Genomic DNA, 22586 nt, shown 5'->3' with positions numbered 1-22586 from the left:
AGAAGTCAGTAAAGACATAAAATCTTCAATTACTCAAACCCGGGTTTTACTCCTGCCTCTACCGCTACATTGATATGATTTTCTGCGGGTGGTATGGGACAGGAATACCTGTTGCTGTAAGCACAGTACGGATTATAGGTATGGTTGAAGTTGAGAACCAGTTTTTCGGGAAGCGGCGCATGAAGCCCCATGTACCTCCCTACAGAATAGCTACCCTTACCCGAAGTCTCATCAGTAAACATCACGCTTAGGTAGTCTGCATATTCATCATCAGGAGCGGTATTTGAACTTTTTAAAACGGCTAGCTTTTGCTTTTTACCATTCAGCTCAAAATGCAGGTAACCGTAAACCTCATAAACTGGAATACGTGCAGTGGTTGTTTTTAAGGCTACAGTATCATCTTTTAAATTTCGCTCAAATCTCGCTTCCACTACAAAATCAGGATTGAATTCATAAAAATTCAGCTGATTGAAAATGGTCTTTTGTGCTGGACTCAAAGGCGACAGTTGCACGCCGTGGAAATTTTGATTCAAACTGTCTTTAAAATGTTCAAAAGCAGCCTTGTCGTTTTGAGCGTTTGAAAGACCGACGAACAATAAAAATAAGAAGGAGAAATGGGGATTCAATTTCAAAATATTAAGAATTGCTTGAACATCAAATATTCTGGTAAATCTGGGCTCGATAATAATTGAGATTTAATTCAATTTGATTGACTTCTTTGATCTTCTGAGCTTTAATATCCGAATTGTCCCATTCCATACTTTCGATCATGAGTTTGTTCTTTTTAACGATTCTTAAAGCTAAGGATTTACTATCGTCATAGTTCTCAGGATATTTTACTTTTAAAATTTTTACTATCGTTTGAATATTCTTAAGATTTAGCAAAGCAGAATCTACCTCGTCAAATTCAGAAAGTAGAAAGCTTAGTTGCTCCTGATCGAAGTCCAAATAAACATTTGACCTAAAAATTTCAGCAACACCCATTTCAAAATGATTATTGTAAAAATCAGACGATTGATAATTTGACTTCAATTCCTTGAGTATCGAAATAAGAGCGTCAGGATTAGAAATATTAGTTTGAACTTGATTGATGAATTGAATTCTATGTTTCAAGTCTACTTGCTTGGATGATGTTATCGCATCCCCTAAAGTTGTTTTTTCATTTTGATTTTCCTCAATACTTGGTTTATGCTCGGAGCATGAAATTGTGATAAAGATGAGCAAAAAGATGGATAGGTATTTCATAATGACAATTTAGAGTTCGTAAACTAACTAAAAATGAGTTATTTACCTAATCATTTTTGAAATGTTTTATAAACCATTAAATATTTATCCTTCTTCTAATAATCTAATCTATTAAAGAAAATGCATCATTGGTAAATTTTAGGTTCAAAATATAAAATATCCAATATTGAATTATTAATCATATTACCACTTCAAGACCGCGCTACCCCAAGTAAATCCACTACCAAAAGCCGCAAGAACCACCGTGTCGCCTTCTTTGATCTTACCATCTTCCCATGCTTCACAAAGCGCAATAGGTATGCTGGCTGCCGTGGTGTTTCCGTAGCGTTGAATATTGTTATACACCTTATCGTCAGAGAGTTGGAATTTTTTCTGAATGAATTGGGAAATACGCAAATTGGCTTGATGTGGGATCAACATATCGATGTCGCTGACTTGAAGATTATTGGTTTTCAAACCTTCCATGATCACTTCAGAAAAACGCACTACCGCATTCTTAAAAACAAATTGACCGTTCATATAAGGATAATAAGGAATATCCTCTTGCGGATTCTCCTCAATGATTTCAGGAACCCAGTGGTTAGTTGATGGTCCCTTAAGTGAAAGTTCCAGCGCATGTTTTCCCTCACTGTGCAAATGCGTAGAGAGAATTCCCTGCTCGTCTTTATCTGATCTGGTGAGTACTGCTGCTCCCGCTCCATCACCAAAGATTACCGTCACGCCACGACCTCTTGTGGAAAAATCCAGACCACCACTATGATTCTCAGAACCTATAACCAATACATTTTTATACATACCGGTTTTAATAAACTGGTCAGCAACGCTTAGACCGTAGATAAAACCGCTACACTGGTTGCGTACATCCAGCGCTGGACAGGTGTGAATTCCCATTAAATCCTGTACCTGAACGCCACAGCCAGGAAAATAGTAATCTGGAGAGAGCGTTGCAAAAACGATCAGGTCTATGTCATCTTTTGAGATTTTGGCACGTTCCAGCGCCATTTCGGCAGCTTTAACGCCCATAGTCGCTGTAGTGTCGTCCGTACTTTTATCAATGTGCCTGCGCTCCTTGATACCCGTGCGCTCTTGGATCCACGCGTCATTTGTATCCATCACCTTGCTCAGATCGTCATTAGTCACGACATTTTCTGGCACATATTTTCCTACTCCTGCAATTTTTGAACGGTACATAATTTAATTTTGGTACATTCCCGCAATATAACTTTCAGCACTAGGTTTTTTGCGAGTTCCACCTCACTTTTAGTATGCACGCATAATATGTTCTTCCCTAACCTTTTTCCCAAAATTCCAGATGCACGGGTAGAATATCATGAAGATTTTTACGCTTTCGCGAAAGCGGAACACCTCAAAAACACCCTGCTTGAAGAAGTCCCCTGGCGACAGAATAAGATTAAGATATTTGGGAAGGAATACGATGAACCAAGACTTACTCAATTATATGGAGATGAGGGTATCAGTTACGGCTACAGCGGCATAGACTTCGCAGCTCTGCCCTGGTCTGAGACGATGAAAAGTATTAAAATAGATGTAGAAAAAGTCGCAAAAATGACCTTTAATATCTGCCTAGTGAATTTGTACCGTGACGGCAAAGACAGTAATGGCTGGCACGCAGACAATGAAAAGGAACTGGGAGAAAATCCTGTGATTGCCTCGGTCAGCTTAGGCCAGGAGCGATTTTTTCATTTACGACATAACCACAATAAGGAATGGCGGTTCAAATTCCAGCTGCATCACGGCAGTTTACTGATCATGGCGGGTCAGACCCAGCATACCTACAAACATCAAATCGCAAAAACCGCCCGGAAGATCGAGCCGAGGATTAATCTGACGTTTAGGAAGGTGGTGATGTGATACACCTGAGTGGCTGCGTCTATTCTTCCCTCCACTGGAGGGATCGAGGGAGGCTTAATTTTTACATTTAACTAACGGTAAGCTTGCAGTAATATTCCGACTTTTAAGGCATGGCAAAAGCAAAAGAACTTTTAGAAGATCTGGACCAGCGGTCGATCGATCGTATCATAGAAATGGCTTGGGAAGACCGTACGCCTTTTGGTGCTATTGAATTTCAATTTGGCGTGTCAGAAGCCGAAGTAATCAAAATCATGCGCGACCAGATGAAGGCGAGCAGTTTCAGAATGTGGCGTGAGCGCGTACAAGGTAGAAATACCAAACATAGAGCAAAACGAGACCCAGAATTAGACCGATTTAAATGCAGCAGGCAGCGCCATATTACACACAACAAGATTAGTAAGAGGTAGGTTTTTTAGTTGTTGAGTAGGTGAGTTTGTGAGTCGTGAGTTTTGGAGTCAAGAGCCAAGAGCTAAGAGCTAAGAGCTAAGAGCTAAGAGCTAAGAGCTAAGAGCTAAGAGCCAAGAGCCAAGAGCCAAGAGCCAAGAGCCAAGAGCCAAGAGCCAAGAGCCAAGAGCCAAGAGCCAAGAGCCAAGAGCCAAGAGCCAAGAGCCAAGAGCTAAGAGCTAAGAGCTAAGAGCTAAGAAAATTAACAAACAGTACCCAAAGGCAATCTTAACCCTAATGCCTAATGTCTAATGCCTAATGCTGTACATGCCTAGAATAATAAAGAATTGGCACAAGCGTTGCTATCTTGCAGCAAAACCACTTTAAGCAGATGAGGGCATTATACTTTATCATCCTATTTTTTTCCATTCATTTATCTTTTGCTCAGGATTTATTTGGAAGAGAAACTTTACAGAAACCTAACACCAAAAATCAAGAGGTAAACATTACCAGTCAGGTTAAAGGAATCCTCATGGTTCCCGATACTGACCGCGCCGTTCCCTTAGTCATCTTCATTCCTGATCAAGGTGTCGTAGATCGCAATGGTAATGATATGCGCTCCAAGCATTTTGCCTACAAACAACTCGCTGACTCACTTCTTACTAATCAAATCGCCACTTACCGATACGACAAGCGCACGTTCACCCAAGTAAAAAACAGGAGAGTCGATAACAATACGACCCTTGAGGACTTTGTCGCCGATGCCAGAAAGGTGATTGCCGCATTTTCTAACGACCGTCGTTTTTCTAAAATCGTGGTTCTTGGCCACGGGCAAGGATCGCTTGTGGGAATGCTGGCTGCAATAGAAAACGTGGATAAATTCATAAGTGTAGCGGGTGCGGCAGACCCCATAGACCAAATTATAGTTGGACAAATCGCCCAGCAGCAACCAGGTCTGGATAAAGTAGCTAAAAAGACTTTTGATAAAATGCGAGCGCAAGAGGGAAATGTTGAAGATATACAGCCAGCGCTACAAAGTATTTTGCATCCCAGCGTGCAACCCTTTATCAAATCATGGATGAAATACGATCCTAAAAAGGTTATCGCTGAACTCTCATTTCCCATTCTGATCATTCACGGTTCAAAAGATCGTCAGATTGATGTTGTAAATGCTCAGCTACTGGCTGATTCCTCAGATTCTGCTGAAGTTAAAGTGATTAATGGCATGAATCATATCATGAAACGTGTAGGTGATGATGAGATTTTGGCATCTAAAAGTTATGTGGATCCGGATTATGAATTGAGTGACTCTTTTATTGAGACTGTGATTCAGTTTATCGATATGTAAAACGCATCTTCTCGAAAAAGCATATTCTTTCCCTTCTCGTGCTAAAAATTCCTTTGCTGAATCTTTATCGTATTTTGCGGCCGAAGTTCTCTAATATCTGAAAATGGTTGCACTCCTATCGCTTATTCAAGAAACCGAAAAATTTATAGAACCACCTCTAATTACTCAAGATACCATTGTATTTGGAATGCTTGCAGTATGTCTCGCGCTGGTGTTTTACACTTCTTCTATCAAAGATGGTTTTTGGTCAAAATTTTATAAATATGTCCCGGCTTTATTAATGTGCTATCTCCTACCCAGTATTTTGAGTTCGCTGGGTGTCGTAAGTGGTGAAGAGTGGAACGAATTTAATGATGCTGGTAATATTGTTGAGAATAAATCCAGTCTATACTTCATGGCTTCAAGGTATTTGTTACCGGCTGCACTCGTTTTGATGACCTTATCCATTGACTTGAAAGCTGTGTTTAACCTTGGCCCAAAAGCTTTAATCATGTTCCTAACGGGAACCGTAGGCATTGTAATCGGTGGTCCGTTAGCGATTTTGATTATTGGAACTTTCTCACCTGAAACCGTAGGTGGTGAAGGATACGATGCTGTTTGGCGCGGCCTTTCTACCTTGGCGGGCAGCTGGATAGGCGGTGGTGCTAATCAAGCTGCCATGCTTGAAGTGTACAAATTCAACAGGTCGGAATATGGAGCGATGTTGCTTGTAGATGTTGTAGTAGCCAATGTTTGGATGGCAATATTACTTTTAGGAATAGGTAAATCTGCTAAAATAGACCGCTGGCTAGGCGCTGACAACACTGCAATCGAGAGTCTAAAAGCAAAAGTTTCAAATTTTTCGACAAGCGTTAAAAGAGAGGCTACATTAACAGATATCATGGTTATGCTAGGAGTAGCTTTCGGAACTGTCGCCTTTGGTCACTTCTGCGGAGATTTTTTAGCTCAAAAATTTTCCGAAATGTCAGTTATTAATAATAATAGATATCTAAGTTTTCTAGTCAATTCATTTTTTTGGCTGATTTTTATCTCTACGGTTATTGGAATCATATTGTCTTATACTCCAATTAAGAATTATGAGGGTGCAGGTGCCAGTCGCATTGGTAGCATATTCATTTATATTTTAGTCGCGGCCATAGGAATGGGGATGGATTTAAGACAAGTCACTGAAAAACCCATGTTGATCGTATTAGGTTTGGTCTGGATGGCAATTCATGCTGGCTTGTTGATTCTCATAGCAAAGATGATCAAAGCTCCCTACTTTTTCCTTGCCGTGGGAAGCCAGGCCAATGTAGGAGGTGCAACCAGTGCTCCCGTTGTAGCGGCAGAATTCCACCCGTCACTGACTACGGTAGGGGTTTTACTCGCGGTTTTTGGTTACGTCGTTGGAACTGTAGGTGCGATTGCTTGTACTATCATGATGCAAGCTGTTGCAGCTGGATAAAACTTAATCTTGTTAGACTTCATTCTACGGTGGAAAAATCTCCGAATCCGTTATAGAATCTTCAACTGTTTTACAGCATATTTGCACCCCTTAAATGCATTATGAGAAATCTTATTTATATACTCGCAGCCTTAATCGTAATCTCTTGTGGAGATGAGTCTGCAGAAGTGGGAACGGTAACCATAAAAGGAAATATAGAAGGCCTTAAAGTAGGCAATGTCTTATTGCAAAAAGTAGCTGATACGAGCTTGATTACACTCGATTCAGTAGCACTGGACGGCTCGTCAGAATTCAAGCTTTCTGGAGCTCTGGAAGAACCAGAATTAATGTATCTACATCTTGATGTTAAAGATGGTGCCAAATATGATGACCGTATTGCATTCTTTGCTGAAGACACTGTACTTACCTTCTCATCCACGCTAGAGGACTTTGAAAAAGATTACACTCTAGAGGGATCAGAAAATCACAATATTTTAATGGAATTCAACGTGAATAAAAAGCGTCTCGACGAACTTTACACAGAGCTTGTGAAGCGCAGTATAGCACTTGATAATCAAGAGAGTCCAGTAGACCCAGCAGAACTCGATAAACTTGACGAGGATTACAATAAATATCTTAGAAAGAGAGTGCTCTACGCGATCAACTTTGCGCAGCGTTTTAAAGACAAAGAGGTAGCGCCCTACCTTTTAGTTTCTGAAGCATTTGACGCCAATCCTATCTTGCTGGACAGTGCCTATCAAAAGATGCCAAAAAAAATTCAGACGAGCCGTTATGGAAAACAGCTGTCTGAATTAATAAAAAGTTCTAAGGAAAATTTATAGACTGTTGATTCTTTCAATCAGTTCTCTACCTTTCTGCTCCAGCTCTACACGCACTGACTTCAAGTGAGCACTACGGTTTTCAACTTTGCGATCGTTAACCTTTGCGATCAATTCATCAAAAGTGTCAATCGCGTCGTCTATAATTTTTTCAGATTTTTGGTGATCTTCTTTGGGATGTGCCGCTTGATGAATCATCGCAGCCTCTATGATATCTCCTAACACGTAGTTGATATCTTGTTTTAAATCTCTAATACTAGCCATAACTGTAAATTTCTGCAAAAATACGCTTTGTAGGCTAGATAGAAACGTTGTGTTTGTAAGTATCGAGTGGGTTGTGGTTAGTACGCTTTCGCGAAAGCGTCATATCAACCACCCTTATACACCACAAAATTGCGTGGCGTCTCATAAAGTTTGATCTCAAGCTCAAACCGATCTTCAAGCTTGGCTTTGATGCGGTTGTAAATCACATAGGCAATATGCTCTGCGGTGGGTATCATGGTCGCAAATTCAGGAACTTCCTCGTTCAGGTTTTTATGATCCATGTAGTCTTCTACCTCATCTCTGATAATGTCCTTGAGGATTTTGAGATCAATCAGATAACCGGTCTCAGGATCTACTTCACCGGTCACTCCTACCTCAAGGTCATAATTATGCCCATGAAAATGTGGGTTACTACACTTACCAAAAACCTCTTCATTTTTCTCATCGCTCCAGTTCTTGCGGTACAAGCGGTGAGCGGCATTAAAGTGGGCTTTTCTGTAGGCAGTGAGTCTCATGAGATGTGATTGTAGTATTTATCAAAAATGATTTTAAACCATTCTGTATAAATGTCAGGATTCTGGGCAATATCTTTCTTGATATCATCTGCAGTCATCCATTTATAGTCTGCAGCCTCATCTGGATTCAATTGTGGCTCACCGTTGAAACTTCCCACCATGACGTGATCCAGCTCATGTTCCGTCAAGCCATTGTCAAAAGGTGCTATGTAGATGAAATTGAAAAGTTCTTTCAAGTCGGTTGTGAATCCCATCTCTTCCTGCAATCGACGACGGCCGGCAGCGATGTTAGACTCTCCGTCACGCTGGTGGCTGCAACAGGTATTAGTCCACAAACCTGGACTGTGGTATTTATCATGCGCTCGTTGCTGCAACATGATCTCGTTGTTATCATTTATCACAAAAACCGAAAACGCACGATGCAATAATGCTTTTTCATGCGCCTCAATTTTCTCCATGAGACCGACCTTCTCGTCGTTCTCGTTTACCAGTATGACTTGCTCCACTATTCTTGTTTGGATAGCTAAATTACAACACAGGGAAGAGCGAGTTCTGAACGTGGTGTTAAGAGAAGTTTGAATTCAGGAAGTTGAATTCAGAATGTGGGATAAGTTATGGAGTTATGAGTTATGAGTTATGAGTTAAGAATTAGAAAGGTAAGTTGCCTTTGAAAACGGCAACGATCGTATCCCTTTTTATAAAACAGGGGCTGAGGCGGTTCCTGAGCATTTCGACTCCGCTCAATGACCACGGAGTCGAAGGCCACCCGATGTCCAACTACAAACTAAAAAAGAATTTGAGCATAAGTCAAAGAATATTGAATCCCGAATAATAACAAGCTAGAAACTGATAGACAGACGCCTGAAGCCAACAGCTAACAACTCACAACTCATAACTCACAAACTAAAATTTCAACTTTTCATGCTTATCCCAAAGTCCCCAGTAGGCGCCCACGTCGCCTTCTGCGCCCGTTTTCCAACTCTCATCAAAACTTGAAAAATAGAACATAGGGATGTTTTCCTCACGAGACCATTTTTGGGCATCGATAAAGTATTTCATGGCGTTTTCCTTTGAAGCTTTAGCTCCTTTTAATCCACCACCCTCGCTGGGCCAGCCACATTCGGTAATGATCACGGGTTTACCTGCCGCGGCATGACTCGCCTGACCATGCATAGCCTTCATGTGATTGAGAGAATGCTCAATGGGACAACCTTCCCAGTACGGGTAGCAATTACTCAAAATTACGTCGCTGGCATCAACCAACTCTGGGTGATCAGTAAATTCATAATAAGCATCCACATAGCCAACAGGAATTTCTGGACCTACCGCATATTTTACGCGTTTCATGTAATCGAGCAGCTGTTCTAGAGTTAGCTCCTTGCGATACAAAACCTCGTTTCCTACTGCGGCGATATCTACGCAACCTTCTTTGGCAAGACCTATAAGTGCCTCAATTTCTTCCTCATTTTTTTCAAGGTCATCGCTGAGCCACGCTCCGACCAAATTTTTCAAACCATGTCGTTTGGCAACTCTTGGGACATACTCATTACCTTCTATACACGAGAAGGACCTGATCCATTTTGAGTAAGGTTTCAGGATATTGATGCGCCTTTCTACTTGAGCTTCTGTAATGTTATCTCCCGGTTCCTGACCGTCTTCATACATACTAAAACAGATGCCGTGCATACCGTTTTCTAAGGTTTTGCGCCACAATTTGCTCAGATCGTCTGACTTGTATTTGGTAAGGTTGATTCCTTTCTCTTCAAAACCTTTTGTATCATCACTGGTATAAAAGTGTCCTGATCTGTATGACATAAATTTATTATTTAGAGTTCTCCTCGCCTTCTGACAAGTTCTTCTTTAATTTCTTGTGCACGCTTTTCATCTAGACTATAAGTTTTCATTACCCATATTGCTAGAAGTGCAGTTATAACCGGTAATGCAATATCTGTGATTCTCATTCCAGTCAAGGATTCTGCAGTTTGAGTGGTGCTTTCTGGATCATAACCTAAAACCTTCAGGATAACACCTGAAAAGACCAGGGCAATACCTTGTCCTACTTTAATCATCCACCAATAAATTGCTCCAAATGTCCCTTCTTTTCTAGGCATACCGTTGTTGAGTTCGTCTAGATCACACACATCAGCGGTCATGGACATCATAAGAGTGAATAGACATCCCATCCCAAATGCCATAAGGGGAATGGGAAGGAATATCATGTAGTAATTCTCAGGATCAAATCCCCACCATTTCAACACATAACCTATGACTGAAATGAAAGTAGCGATAATGAATGCTTTTCTTTTACCGTACTTATTTGCCATCCAGTTAATAATTGGTATAGCAATAAATGCGGTATACGCTGCGGTCACTGCGGGAAATAATGCAACCCACCATTTTGAAGCACCCCAATCTCCATCAAACATGTAGAAATTGATAATAAAGACTCCGAACTCAGCTACAATTTGAAAGCCGTTAAACACTAGGAAAGTAGCAATACACAGTTTTACAAATGGTTTATTCTTTAGAACTACCTTAATACCGCTGAAAATTTTACCAAAACTGTTGAGAACTCCTTTGAAAGAAACATCTTCCCTACCTTCCATTTTACTCGCGTCTATACCTCTACAAAAAATTGCTGGCATGACACCTAATAAAATAATTACCAAACCAGATATAATTGCGATAGTGCGAACTCCTTCCGGTTGGTTTTCAAAAAAGTTCGTATCAGGAATCAGTACATATAGAAATGGTACTAACATCCAAGCTACCTGCCCTATAGTATTTGCAAAACTCATTAAGCGAGTGCGCTCTTTATAGTCCGAAGTCATCTCATAACCGAGAGCTATTAATGGAGTAGAAAATATCGTATTTCCAAAAACTAACAGAATTGAGAAAATCAGCAAATACCAAAAATTGAACATATGATCAGCATCACCGTGGACTTGCCAGAGAATGGTAAAGATGATACCCGACAAAATAGCTCCAGTCAAAATATAAGGGCGACGTCGGCCAAATCTAGAGCTTGTATTATCAGAGATATATCCCATTACTGGATCTGTTAATGCATCAAATAAACGAGGTATACCAACTATTAAACCCGCAAGCACCGTATCCATTCCGAACCCATCTGCAGATTTGAGAATTACCACAAAAACCCCTAAAATTCCAGGTATGAGGTTATTAACTAAATGACCAGCACCAAAAGCGGCTTTCTGACCCAAAGGCACTTTTCCTTTCCTTGATTTGACTAATGTTGCCATATTTCAAAAGTTTATTGTTTGACCGCAGGGATTTTTACGGTCTGCATCATTTTATCGCTATTTCCGTTGAAGGTTTTAGTGATGGGTTTTCCATTGCGGCCCAAGCCTTCAAAAACTCCATCCTCCACTTGATCCCAAAGCGCATATTTTGCTTTTCCATCTACGGTAAACAGTCCAAAGTAATTTTCGCTACCATCTGGATTGCCAGCATCTTTCCACGGCTCGTCAAAAGCTTCAAAAAAGAAGCAAGACATGTTTTGAGCATCAGTCCAGTCGCGCATGTGGTCATAGTACAAGGCTTGTTTATACTCGTCATTTGCTCTGGAACCGTTAGGTCCATAAAAACCTTTTGAATAACTCGCCCATCCCGTTTCTCCTATGTGAATGGGTTTATAGATCCCCAGGCTTTTCATGTATGCTCTGACACTATCAGTCTGGCTTATCGCATAACCTTTTGCGCGAAGCAAGGCTGCTTTAACTTGTTCTTTTTTGGTCAATGAGGTCTCTGAAGGCATGACTTTCCAGAACACGGGATTATAGTGGGTATCGTGCATGGGATAGGTATGCACCGATAAAAAATCTACGGCTTTGATCAAATCGTTCAAAGCTTTTACATGGTACACTCGGTCACCTCCACCCCAAGAGGCAAAATTATCAGAACTGGTGATCCATAAATCTGCTGGCAAAGTGCCTTCTTTCTTCAGGCTCTGTAAATGATTCACCCATTTCAGAATCACATCAGGCTGGACATAGTAGCTCGCTGCCCATTTAACCATAGCTTCATTACCCACTGCGATCACTTTGACGATGTCGGGATATTTATTTGTCAGCGCTACTGCTCTCTTGATCTCATCTGCATTATTTGGACTTTCTTGATTGTGATCTGGAGTGAGTTCTGTCCAGGCATTCAAGCAATCGATCCAAGCTCCCAGCATCACATACATCTCAAAATTCGGATCCTCTTCTTTGAGTTGCTTGATGGCTTCTAAAACATTTGAGGCATGAGCTAATTGTACGTTATAGGTGCGCAGAATGCGTATTCCCATCGCATGCATGATTAATAAATCTTCCTTGAGCTGTTTTATTTTAGGTTGCTTAGTCCTGCTCGTTTGTCGATAACCTCCATAGGAAATCGCGTGATATTCCTTATTCCCCAAAATATCTGAAGCACTTGAGTTTTTTGTATCCTTAGTCATCAATTCAATCTCTTCATTTTGATCAGCCCCCTTGTCCTCTTTTTGAACGCAAGAAGTTAAACCCACGATTAAAGCAAATACCACCAGAGCTTTCAGGTTTTTCATGGCTTTTCTTTATAGTTCAAACCGTACCCAAACTGAAATAATGGCTCAATACTTTCATCCCATAAATTAGGACCAAATTCACCGTCGAAATCTTTAACATACTTGGGCCAGGAATGAGGTAATTTTCCTGAAAAATCATACTCACCAAACAACACCTCTGCGACTCCATCACCTTCAGAACCTGGCAACCAAGCCGCAATAAATGCATCTGACTTATTGATTTCTGGAGTTACCACCATAGGCCTCCCTGAAACAAGCAAGATGACCACGGGAATTCCCTGTTTTTTGTAATGGGCTATGTAATCTTTATGCTTTCGCGAAAGCGTCATCCTATACACACCTCTTCCATTACCCACATCTCCCATAAATTCTGCGTAGGGCGTCTCTCCTACTGCAATAATCGCCACCTCAGCATCAGGATGCGTTTGTGTACCTATCTGATCATAAACCACCTGACCGGTCGCGATTCTTTTTATACCGTCCAAGATAGTCGTGGAGCCGTTGTAGCTTTCCAAAGTACCTTGCCAGTTTACACTCCAGCCTCCACTTTGCAAACCGCTATTATCAGCATGTTCACCTACGACGACGATTTTCTCTAGATCCTTATTTAAAGGAAGAACACCTTTGTTTTTGAGGAGTACTAGCGACTCTCGCACTGCTTGACGAGCAATGTTCCGATGCGATTTTGAACCTACTTTTTTCACTAATGAGGTATCGGGAAAAGGGTTCTCAAAAAGTCCCAGTCTGAATTTCTGCCTCAAAATTCTGCGTACTGCATCGTTTATGCGGTCCATACTTACGGAATCTTTTCTAATACCTCTTTTTATTCCCTCGTGAAACTTAGGCATGTCTCCATCTACCGCCATAAACATATCCACACCTGCGTTAACCACATCGTTCCCGCCGAAACGGGAATATCCCTTCCAATCCGTCAAAACAATCCCATCAAAACCCATCTTACCCTTGAGCGTATCGGTAATCATGGCTTTGTTGGTATGCATGGATTTACCGTTAAGCGTATTGAATGAAGCCATTACCGCTCCCACGCCTTCATCAACTGCTGCCTGATAGGGTGGCATCAATAGGTTAGAAATTTCTTGATCTGTCAGAATGGTTTCACCGCCTTCTGCTCCGTTAACCGTGGCACCATCTCCCATAAAATGCTTTGCGGTTGCCATAACGGTATGGCGATCTTTCAAGCTTTCTCCCTGATGTCCCTGGATAGATGCTTTGGTCAACTCACTCGTGAGCTCCGTACTTTCAGAAAAAGCTTCATAAGTTCTTCCCCATTTCTCATTAAAGGGAATTGCCACGCAGGGTGAAAACACCCAATTAAAACCTGTCGCCTGACTTTCTATAGCGGTAACTTCTGCAGCTTTTTTTACTAAATCAGGATTTCTTGTAGCTCCCATTCCGATATTGTGAGGAAAAATGGTAGCACCATCAAACGTGTTCTGTCCATGCACTGCATCGACACCCAGCAAAAGGGGAATTCCCAGTCTGGTCTGTAACGCCCTCTTCTGCAGTTCTATAAAGCGATTTTGCCAGTCCTTAACCGTTTTACCAGGATCTCCCCCTTGAGTGTGAATAATGGAACCGATGAATTTTGATGTTACCAGACTATCTGACTCTAAATCCCAGAAATGCCTCACCTGAGTCATTTGCCCGATCTTCTCATCGAGGGTCATGATGGCTAGTAATGAATCTACCCGGTTCTCAATGATTTCGGCGTCTGTGGGTTTCATGTCTACTTGAGTCTCTTTTTTATCTTCACACGAGGCTAACAGAAATGTAAAAATTCCTACCTGCCAGAATCCTCGGATCTTAATTTGAGGGAGCAGTGTCATTATCTATTTACTTTTACCAGGATCCGGTCTATTTTATTTTCTCTTTTAAAAATACTCCTGCTCGTTTCTCTAGTTACTTCCAGATCACTGGAGAGTTTTTCCTGGCTTCCATCTTTAAAAATCACTATTCCACTACCTTTATTATCAGTCAGCTCGTAGATGATAGGAACCTGGCAGTAAGTAAATGCGAGACAGCCCTGATCTATCGTTATCTCTTGTTTCTGATCTTGAAGATCATAGAATTCAAAACTGTTTTGTGATTTGAGAAATTCATCATGTCTGAGCAGACGGGTATTGAATTTGATTTTTGCATCTTCTACGATCACCCCTAGCTCACCGAAACGACATAAAATATCTTCTTTAACCTGTCCCGTCATTCCAGGTTGTTGTGCACCTCTACCACCCGGTGTATGGGAATAAGGATCAGTTGGGAATGCACCATAGAGTTCTGGTGATTTATGGACGCCTATTCCTTCATTAATCTCGTAATAATGTTCCAGCAACCTGCCTATTGTTTCATCGCTTTCTGCATCATTAATTGCTGACCAACAAGTTTCTTGAACTGCAAGAAGCAATTTACTGACCATATGCCAGTAAATAGAGCCTAATCCTTCATAACCGTAGAAAGTTCCAGACCTACCGGTAAATGCCTTATGGTTGAAGTGCTCCTCAAAATCTGCAAGAAGTTGTTCCTTTTGCCGCTCAACTAGTTCACCATATTTCTCTGGCAGGTCGTTTAACGCCTGCTCGAGACTGTCTGCATTATTAAAGGTACCGTTGTAGTGATAATTACCTTGAAGATCCTTCTCGACGATCTGGGTATTTCCTGCTGCTTCTAGCTGTTGTAGCAATAAAGAGTTCTGAACTTTCTCCCTATCGAGGTTGTTCTTGTCCGTAAATCGTGGTAATTCTCTATCTGGATAAAGGGTATAGCTGTACTGATCCGGGCGGAAGAGTGCACTCGCCTTCATTCCATCCAGTACCCTTAGAGATTGTTTTGCATTAATGAACCCGCTGGACAGCACTGCTACCTGACCTTCTAGCATCTCTGGTAAATAGCTCACCTCTACACCATCATTTTTGAAGGTGATCAAATTGTAGGCATGGTACATCCCGTCCTCACGCTCATTAGTCTTTATCGTTTGCTCTAGATGAGACTGAACGACCTCTAGCATTTTCGAGATTTCGCTCTTGGTAAGACCTTCTTTCTTACCTGTAAAACCACGGTCATAAATCTTGTTGCGATAGTCACTGGCTGCCTGACCTAACTGGTCTATTATTTGCTTGCGCTCTTTATTGTCTCGCTTTCGCGAAAGCGTACCCTCAAAAGACGCAAGTGTTGACATAATGGAACTGAACAGTTCCACCATCTCCTCAGACACCACAAAATCTGAAACATCTGCTTTTTCAAGAATATTTGAATAGAATGCAATAAATCGACGTAGATAATATAGGGTCACCATAGAGACACCGTTCCCCACAAGTGCGTTATTTGCGTCATTCCACTCAGGGCGCTGGGTATTCATCCAGATTCCAGCGTCAGGTATGAAGTTAGAGATTTTGGCAAGTAATGTCGCTAGAATCTTTTCTGTAAAATTCACGTGATATAGCTCTTCCTGAGTGGTTTTGAGCAGGGCACCATCAGCTCCCATTTGTTCCCGCTCACGGCGTATCTTATCATCTAGTTCTTCATTAAAGAGGATCGTGTCCTTGGGATCCTCAACGATCTCTTTATATGATTTAATACGATAGGGAACATTTGCATAGACAAAGAGGTCCTGATCAAAATAACTAGCAAGTTTGCTAGGATCGTGCTTTTCAATGATCTCTAAAAACTTGAGTAGATATATGATCTGGTGGTCGCCCCAGTAACCTATGTAGGACCATGGATCGTCTGGCTCAACAGTCTCCCAGTCAAATCCACCTTTTGTCACTCTATAAGGATTATATCCATCAAAAGTTGTGGCGTTCAAAAACTTGAAGATCATCCCATCGATGAATTCAGGATAGGAATAAGCCAGCGCTTCCCAATTCTGGAAAATATCACGCCAGTTTCCTTCGTAATCCAAGATTTTTGATCCATCCCTATCGCTGGTCAAGTTGATACTGAATTTATTCCAAGGTCTACTAGGGTCACCATGTCTACGACTGAACTTAAGCGGTAAATATTCCATGGCGAGGCGGTTGAAATCTGCATCGCTGTCCTCGTTTGCCAATTCCTGAAGACGCTCCACCGTAAAAGTTTCTGGTAGGTTCTCTAGTACTCCAGACTTAGCTTTATAAACTGGTTTACTCGCGCTTTTAAGGTAGTCTGAAAAGTCTTTTTTCTCAATGGTATAGTTATCATCAAAAATTCCACCTCTCATAATATTAAAGAGGGTATTTGAGAAATGTCTGGTATTCCTCATCTTATCTGCGGTGAGCTGCCTCCCGTCTGAGGCGCAGTTGAGTTTCAGTAACTCCTCTGACCCCTCATCAATACTAGCTTGAACCGACTGACTCAAGTCATCTTCATGCGCTATCCAGTTTTTGATCTGAGCGACATCGACCATAGATTGATTGACTTCAGCCACGATTATCCACGAGTCGCTTTGTTGGGGCTTCAGCTTTAAATCAAGATTTAAAAAATAAGCACCTTTCTCAGCCCTCACATCTACTTCCTCTTCTACAGCGCCGCCGGCACGGAACGTGTCTAACTGTTGAGAGGACAACAATTTTTTGGTTCCTGACCGGTCACTCCACACCGTTGTAGTCTGTAATGATTCACTAGGCTCTGCACGGTCTACAATAATTGCGCTCAAGGCAAAAATCCCAATTCCACTCTCCTTTTCAAGCTCACATTTTTTGTAGGCGTCTACTAAATTAGAACTGCGATTTTGCAATTCTGAACCTACACCATAGGGAACGATATTCTGGATACCGTCCAAAACAGCAATCTCTACATTCTCATCGCCAGTATTTATTATCTTAGATTTTCTTATAAATCCATATTGCTCGCTCGTGTTCCAGGCATATTGGAAAACAAGTTTTAAATCATGATTTACTTCTTCAAAAACGATCTTATTTCCCAGCTGATTTTTATAAAGGTTGCGCTGCGTTTTATACACACCCTCCATGCGTAGGCTGAAAGGCTCCCATAGGTAAGTTTTACCTTCACGGGAAACTTGCATTATAGTTTTACTTCCCGTAACATCAACTGACTCTGTGATTTTATCATCTGTGTAATATGGAAATAGGGAAGATTCAGCATTTCTACGGCCAGCAGTGAGCCCTCCATTGCTGGAAATAAACATCCAGTGGTCTGATTCACTCACGATGCTCATAAAAAAAGGTCGCATCGCGTCGCTGTTTGAAATCTTATAATATTTCTCGTTTTCAAACTCCACTAGGGCTCCCTGGACGTTTGTGTCTTTTCGGGCTAGTGGTGTATTTCCTATATATATATCTTTATTCATTTTTCTTTTTTGGCGCTTAGCACTTTGCAGTTAGCAGTTGGCTCTTGGCGCTTTGCGGTTTGCTATTGGCTTTTTGCTATTCGTTATTCGGTATTCCTTATTCTTTATTCCTTGTTTGATATCGTTAGTTTAATACGTTCTACCTTATAAATAGCACTTTAGGCATCTCGACAGCCCTTCGACAGGCTCAGGGTGACAAACAGCGCGCAACCTATGTTCTCTATTCAGAGTATTACTCGTCTTCAGAGTCATCGTACTTTATACTTTGTACTTAGTACTTCATACCTAATCTTTCCTATTTTTCCTATCGTATAGCATTTCATCTCTCATTTCTAACTTCTCGCCTCTCAAACCTTCTCCCCCACCAGCTCCAGTTCCAACTCTTCCAGCGATCTTCCTTTAGTTTCTGGTAATATCTTGATCATGATGAAGAGGCCCACTAAAGCGATGGCTCCAAAAATGAAGAAGGTCAGTGCATTCCCGAGGTTTGCCAGTTCCCATGGAAATACAAGTTGAACTAATGAACTGATTAAAGAATTCACAAAGGCTATAGTTCCTATAATGATCCCGCGTACTTTGAGTGGATACAACTCAGAAAGTAATACCCACATCACTGGGCCCAAACTGAAGGCAAAACAGGCAATAAATCCTAAAATTCCTACAAAGACCAGGGTAGCATTCATTGTAATAGCTGCCTGTAGTAGGTCGCCGTCATTAGCAAGGTAGACCTGGTTATCTAATCTTTGTTTCAGCTCATTCTTGAATTCTACGTCAGATAGGAAAACTTGATTCTGGATAGGTCGTAAAAGCTCCTTTTCTGCAAATTTTAGTTGATCTATTGATTGAGTGGTTAATTGATATTTAGCACTATTGAAGCCATAGGCACATAAAAGCAAACTGATTGCAATTCCAGCGGTACCAAAAAGCAGTAACGGCCTCCTGCCCATTTTATCAATAAGCAGCATCGCTAGTATGGTAAACAAAACCGTTACACAACTTAAGAGTACACTGCTCGTAAAAGAAGCATCGGTACCTATGCCAGTTTGCTCAAAGATTGAAGTAGCGTAAAAATAGACCGCGTTTATACCGGTAATTTGCTGAAGAATCGCTACTATCAAGCCTACAATTATGATGAATCGAAGTGATTTTTTAAAGAGGACTTTATAGGATACCTCGTTTTCGCCTTGAGCGGAATTATCGCTTTGCTGACTTATAGAGTTCATTTCTTGCAAGCCAATTACTTCACCATGGATGAATTTCATAACGGTTGCTGCCTCATTTTCACGTTCCTTGAGAAATAACCACCTGGGACTACGTGGTACTAAAAAAAGAGCAGCGAGATAAATAATGGCTGGAATTGTTTCTATTCCTAACATATATCTCCAAACGTTGCCATCAGTTAAAAATGAGGTCAATGAATTAAGCGCCTCGTTAAAAAAGTAATTACTCAAAAAGGCTGCAAAAAAACCGAGCACTATATTTAGTTGCTGAATAGCTACTAACTTACCTCGATCCTTTGTGGTAGAAACTTCAGCTATATAGACGGGAGCCAGCACGAGAGCTGCGCCAAAAGCGACCCCACCTATCATTCTCGCGATATATAGCATGTGATAACTCTCTGCCAGTGCACTGAAAATTGCAGAAACAGCATAAAATGCCGCAACGCCTATTAAAACCCTCTTCCTCCCAATGGCATCGCTCAATCGACCCGCAAACAACATGGCAAACATGGCAGCAAACGAAGGTGAACTCACCACCCAACCCGATTGGGTTTCTGTGAGATTGAACTCAGGATTTGCATAATTCATCACCCCTGAGATAATCCCTGCATCAAAACCAAATAGGAACCCACCGAGGGATACCACAAATGCAATGAGTATGAGCTTCTTAGACATAAATTATATAGAGGTATAACAGGTATTAAGTCCTGTGGACTTCCCTTACTCGTAGACTCTCACATAATCTACTTCCATAGTTTGTGGATAAACCGTGTCTGGTCCTGGAGGTCCTACGAAACTTCCTCCTACGGCGACGTTTAAGATGATAAACATCTCACGACCATCGTTAAATACCCATTCAGAACCCTCATCCATATCAGCTGGAGTGATAGATTGGTACAACACATCGTCTACGTAAAAATTGATTCGGTTAGGGCTCCATTCAATTCCAAAGATGTGAAAACCGGTATCAAAGCGCTCATTCTGCAGTTCATATGTGTTTGTGATGGGATTACCAGCAAAGTTACCGGGCATGTGGGCAGTTCCATGAACAATGGTAGGCTCCTGACCGCGATATTCCATAATGTCTATTTCTCCGATTTGTGGCCAAATAGCCCCATCTGAATCTTCACCTAGCAACCAGAACGCTGGCCAGATCCCACGACCCCAGGGCAATTTGATTCTGGCTTCATATCTACCATATTGTTTCTGAAACAATCCTTTAGTTAAAATACGAGCCGAAGTGAATCTAGAACCTTGAAAACTTTCTTCTCTCGCGGTGATTTTTAAAATGCCATCTTCAACAACAACATTTTCAGGGCGATCTGTATAATACTGAAGCTCGTTATTTCCCCAGCCGCCCATTCCAGTACCTATATCATAAGTCCATTTTGAGGGATCTGGAGCTCCATTCACATCAAACTCATCAGCAAATACAAGATCGTTAAGCGTTGTAACCTGTTGATCTTCATCACTATGACAAGAAACTCCCACAAAAGTGAGAACTGCTCCGAGAATTAAAATTTTATAGTTTTTCATTTTTAGAATTTTATGATTGCCTGAAATACTTTAGGAAGCACATATCATGCTCTTTACTTTTTGATAAGTACGCTTTCGCGAAAGCGTACACTAAACTGCTCTTGAAAGGTCAATCAAGAACTCGTATGTCATCTGCATAGTACGTGCTGCCATCACCAGGAAGATTCACGATAAATTCATTGATGAACACGACACGCTGATAATTCAAACCTGGATTCCTTACTGCTGAAAAATCAAATTCTAGTTCAGTCCACTCGTTTGCAACTGTGACGTTTGCATCAACTGCGATTTGATTACCTCCACCCGCTGTCTCCAGTGCTAGGCGTATGGGGATATTTGCTTTGGGCGACCATACTTTCATGCGCATAATCTGAGAATTTGAAAAATCTACAGGCGCATCAAGATCTATAAAAGTTCCCGCAAAAAACTGTGATCCAGCAGGTTTCAAAGTTTCAATTACTCTTGAAGATGTATTGATTCCCGACTGATCTGGATTAGTTATAATGTTGCTCTGAGCACCCTCAAATGTGGTAATATTGTAATTAAGTGTAGTCGACTCAAAGCCTATAGGCAGCATCACTTGAGTATTTGCCGAGTCATCTACAATAGGTGTAGGGTCCACAACTTCTTGATAGTAATAGATATTATCTACTAGAACGTTACTGACCGTAGCGTCAGAGACAAAAATGATTAATCCTAGCTGGTCTCTTTCTCCCAGTCCATTAAAGTTACTTAGCGGTATATCGTAGCTACCCCAACCGTTTGAAACCAGATCAGAAGAACTTATCGTAAACGTACCAGAAGTTTCATTATCACCTACATCATTGATCAATTCCACTCTTATGAAATCACCCGGATCAACTGATTCTTGAACATTTAGATCTACGTGAAAATGAGTCATCCCGGTAATATCTACAGATGGCACGTTAAGAAATGTTCCCACGCCTACAAAATTGAAATCTGTATAGTTGATTACCTGATCTCCATTAATATTGAGAGGTGGAGTTCCTCCCTGAGTGGTTTGGAAAGGTTCAAAAAATCCGTTGAAGTAATCTACGGGAACATTGTTATAAGCATCGCTAAAAATCGAGATCACGTTCTCTGGCGCTCTATCTGGAATGGGAGCGGCATTGAAATCACCTTGGGAAATAATAGAAAGTGATCCTGAAGCCTCTACACCGTTGAGACTAGCGGTTATAATCGTGGGAATAGGATCGCCATTTCCATCGATAGGACTGGACGCAATTATTTCTGCAAATCCATTTTCATCTACCGTTACCACGCCAGGATTACTGCTGGTAAAGGTAAAATATGCAGGTGCTGGGCTAACTGTTACATCTCCATTTGTTGCGGTGTTCCAAGTTTGTTGCAAACCAGTAATCTGAAATCTTGAGCCTATAAAGCCCTGGCGACTTTCATCAACACCATTAAAAATGGATGGTCTAGGCTGGGCAATGGTGCCAAGATTCTCAAATTTAATTTCATCAATAGAAAGATCGTATCCAAAACCTCCAGTGCTTTCAGAACCTGCTGCAAATACAAACAACCCTCGCTCTTGAACCAGTAACTCTGGATCTGGGATAGGGATAATGTACTTTCTCCAGTTAGTACTCAAGCGTAAACCTGTTCTCACTACTCTATACTGAGAACCTTCAAAATCATCGCCAAAGCCTACTTCACCTACTGTAGCTGTGGTTGAACCTTTTGCCCAGAAGGTGAGCACATCATAACCTGTAAGATTGCGACCGGCACCTCTATCTCTGAATATACCACCGATGAAACCACCGTCTGGATCATCAGGCGCGGGTACAGATATTTTTAAGGCCTCGCTTCCCTCATACACATCTGTAGTACTGGTATTAAATCCAAACGGGTTTGCCCCATCAGCAGGCCCAAAAGATTCAAAAAATTCATCTGTCAACCCTACTGGACCATCAGAATATACTTCAGCAGTATTTGGGAACAAGGCCTCGACAGCATCGTCAGAAATATCTCTTTCACATGCAGCAACTGCAAATAGAATGGCTATCACAGCAAACCAGCTGTATTTTATATTATAGTTTTTCATCATCAA

19 protein-coding genes are annotated in these 22586 nt (G+C 41.3%); 5 read left to right on the top strand and 14 right to left on the bottom strand.

Annotation, left to right across the window (positions count from 1 at the left end; genetic code table 11):
* Positions 1–29: 29 nt before the first annotated feature.
* The 3 genes from BST97_RS00550 to BST97_RS00540 all read right to left on the bottom strand — a co-directional run bounded on the left by BST97_RS00550 (position 30) and on the right by BST97_RS00540 (position 2436).
* On the bottom strand, positions 30–632 hold the full coding sequence (locus tag BST97_RS00550; RefSeq protein WP_169711508.1) for a DUF1684 domain-containing protein: 603 nt from the start codon (positions 630–632) through the stop codon (positions 30–32).
* A gap of 22 nt (positions 633–654) precedes the next feature.
* Positions 655–1245, bottom strand: coding sequence for a hypothetical protein (locus BST97_RS00545; protein WP_085765413.1), 591 nt, complete (start codon positions 1243–1245; stop codon positions 655–657).
* Between the two features lie 183 nt (positions 1246–1428).
* Positions 1429–2436 (bottom strand): 3-oxoacyl-ACP synthase III family protein, encoded by a 1008-nt coding sequence (locus BST97_RS00540; RefSeq protein WP_085765412.1) that lies wholly within the window; start codon positions 2434–2436, stop codon positions 1429–1431.
* A gap of 87 nt (positions 2437–2523) precedes the next feature.
* Here BST97_RS00540 and BST97_RS00535 point away from each other — a divergent pair, with 87 nt between their 5' ends.
* The 5 genes from BST97_RS00535 to BST97_RS00515 all read left to right on the top strand — a co-directional run bounded on the left by BST97_RS00535 (position 2524) and on the right by BST97_RS00515 (position 7114).
* Complete coding sequence (locus BST97_RS00535; RefSeq protein ID WP_085765411.1) at positions 2524–3117, top strand: alpha-ketoglutarate-dependent dioxygenase AlkB family protein; 594 nt, start codon at positions 2524–2526, stop codon at positions 3115–3117.
* Between the two features lie 110 nt (positions 3118–3227).
* Entirely contained in the window at positions 3228–3524 is a 297-nt protein-coding gene (locus BST97_RS00530; RefSeq protein WP_085765410.1) for a TIGR03643 family protein, read from the top strand.
* Positions 3525–3892: 368 nt separating this feature from the next.
* Positions 3893–4849: an alpha/beta hydrolase gene (locus BST97_RS00525; protein ID WP_085765409.1), complete on the top strand. Its 957-nt coding sequence runs from the start codon at positions 3893–3895 to the stop codon at positions 4847–4849.
* Between the two features lie 103 nt (positions 4850–4952).
* Positions 4953–6293 (top strand): DUF819 family protein, encoded by a 1341-nt coding sequence (locus BST97_RS00520; RefSeq protein WP_085765408.1) that lies wholly within the window; start codon positions 4953–4955, stop codon positions 6291–6293.
* Positions 6294–6394: 101 nt separating this feature from the next.
* Positions 6395–7114: a DUF4369 domain-containing protein gene (locus BST97_RS00515; RefSeq protein ID WP_085765407.1), complete on the top strand. Its 720-nt coding sequence runs from the start codon at positions 6395–6397 to the stop codon at positions 7112–7114.
* Here the strand turns inward: BST97_RS00515 and BST97_RS00510 are convergent.
* From BST97_RS00510 to BST97_RS00460, 11 genes are all read right to left on the bottom strand, one after another.
* Complete coding sequence (locus BST97_RS00510; protein WP_085765406.1) at positions 7109–7375, bottom strand: hypothetical protein; 267 nt, start codon at positions 7373–7375, stop codon at positions 7109–7111. The two genes, BST97_RS00515 and BST97_RS00510, sit on opposite strands and share 6 nt — an antisense overlap.
* Positions 7376–7479: 104 nt before the next feature.
* The gene (locus BST97_RS00505; protein ID WP_085765405.1) at positions 7480–7890 is read right to left on the bottom strand and encodes a 6-pyruvoyl trahydropterin synthase family protein; all 411 of its coding nucleotides are present in this window, start codon (positions 7888–7890) and stop codon (positions 7480–7482) included.
* Complete coding sequence (idi, locus tag BST97_RS00500) at positions 7887–8399, bottom strand: isopentenyl-diphosphate Delta-isomerase (protein WP_085765404.1); 513 nt, start codon at positions 8397–8399, stop codon at positions 7887–7889. Before idi ends, BST97_RS00505 begins: the two co-directional genes overlap by 4 nt.
* A 394-nt stretch (positions 8400–8793) precedes the next feature.
* Positions 8794–9705 carry a glycoside hydrolase family 17 protein gene (locus BST97_RS00495; RefSeq protein WP_085765403.1) on the bottom strand — a complete coding sequence of 304 codons (912 nt, stop codon included), beginning with the start codon at positions 9703–9705 and terminating at the stop codon, positions 8794–8796.
* Between the two features lie 11 nt (positions 9706–9716).
* The gene (locus BST97_RS00490) at positions 9717–11153 is read right to left on the bottom strand and encodes an MFS transporter (protein WP_085765402.1); all 1437 of its coding nucleotides are present in this window, start codon (positions 11151–11153) and stop codon (positions 9717–9719) included.
* An 11-nt stretch (positions 11154–11164) separates the two neighbouring features.
* Positions 11165–12454 (bottom strand): glycoside hydrolase family 17 protein, encoded by a 1290-nt coding sequence (locus BST97_RS00485; protein ID WP_085765401.1) that lies wholly within the window; start codon positions 12452–12454, stop codon positions 11165–11167.
* Positions 12451–14301 (bottom strand): glycoside hydrolase family 3 protein, encoded by a 1851-nt coding sequence (locus tag BST97_RS00480; protein WP_245833613.1) that lies wholly within the window; start codon positions 14299–14301, stop codon positions 12451–12453. The genes BST97_RS00485 and BST97_RS00480 overlap by 4 nt, the downstream gene beginning before the upstream one ends.
* On the bottom strand, positions 14301–17756 hold the full coding sequence (locus BST97_RS00475) for a hypothetical protein (protein ID WP_085765400.1): 3456 nt from the start codon (positions 17754–17756) through the stop codon (positions 14301–14303). Before BST97_RS00475 ends, BST97_RS00480 begins: the two co-directional genes overlap by 1 nt.
* 347 nt (positions 17757–18103) lie before the next feature.
* Positions 18104–19651, bottom strand: coding sequence for a sugar porter family MFS transporter (locus tag BST97_RS00470; protein ID WP_085765399.1), 1548 nt, complete (start codon positions 19649–19651; stop codon positions 18104–18106).
* A 45-nt stretch (positions 19652–19696) separates the two neighbouring features.
* Positions 19697–20512 (bottom strand): glycoside hydrolase family 16 protein, encoded by an 816-nt coding sequence (locus BST97_RS00465; protein ID WP_085765398.1) that lies wholly within the window; start codon positions 20510–20512, stop codon positions 19697–19699.
* 109 nt (positions 20513–20621) lie between these two features.
* Positions 20622–22583 carry a carbohydrate-binding protein gene (locus BST97_RS00460; protein WP_211277450.1) on the bottom strand — a complete coding sequence of 654 codons (1962 nt, stop codon included), beginning with the start codon at positions 22581–22583 and terminating at the stop codon, positions 20622–20624.
* Positions 22584–22586 lie beyond the last annotated feature (3 nt).

Source organism: Nonlabens spongiae, from assembly GCF_002117125.1.
Lineage (GTDB): Bacteria > Bacteroidota > Bacteroidia > Flavobacteriales > Flavobacteriaceae > Nonlabens > Nonlabens spongiae.
Note: the sequence above shows the minus strand (reverse complement) of the source record. Positions and strands in the feature narration are given on the sequence as shown.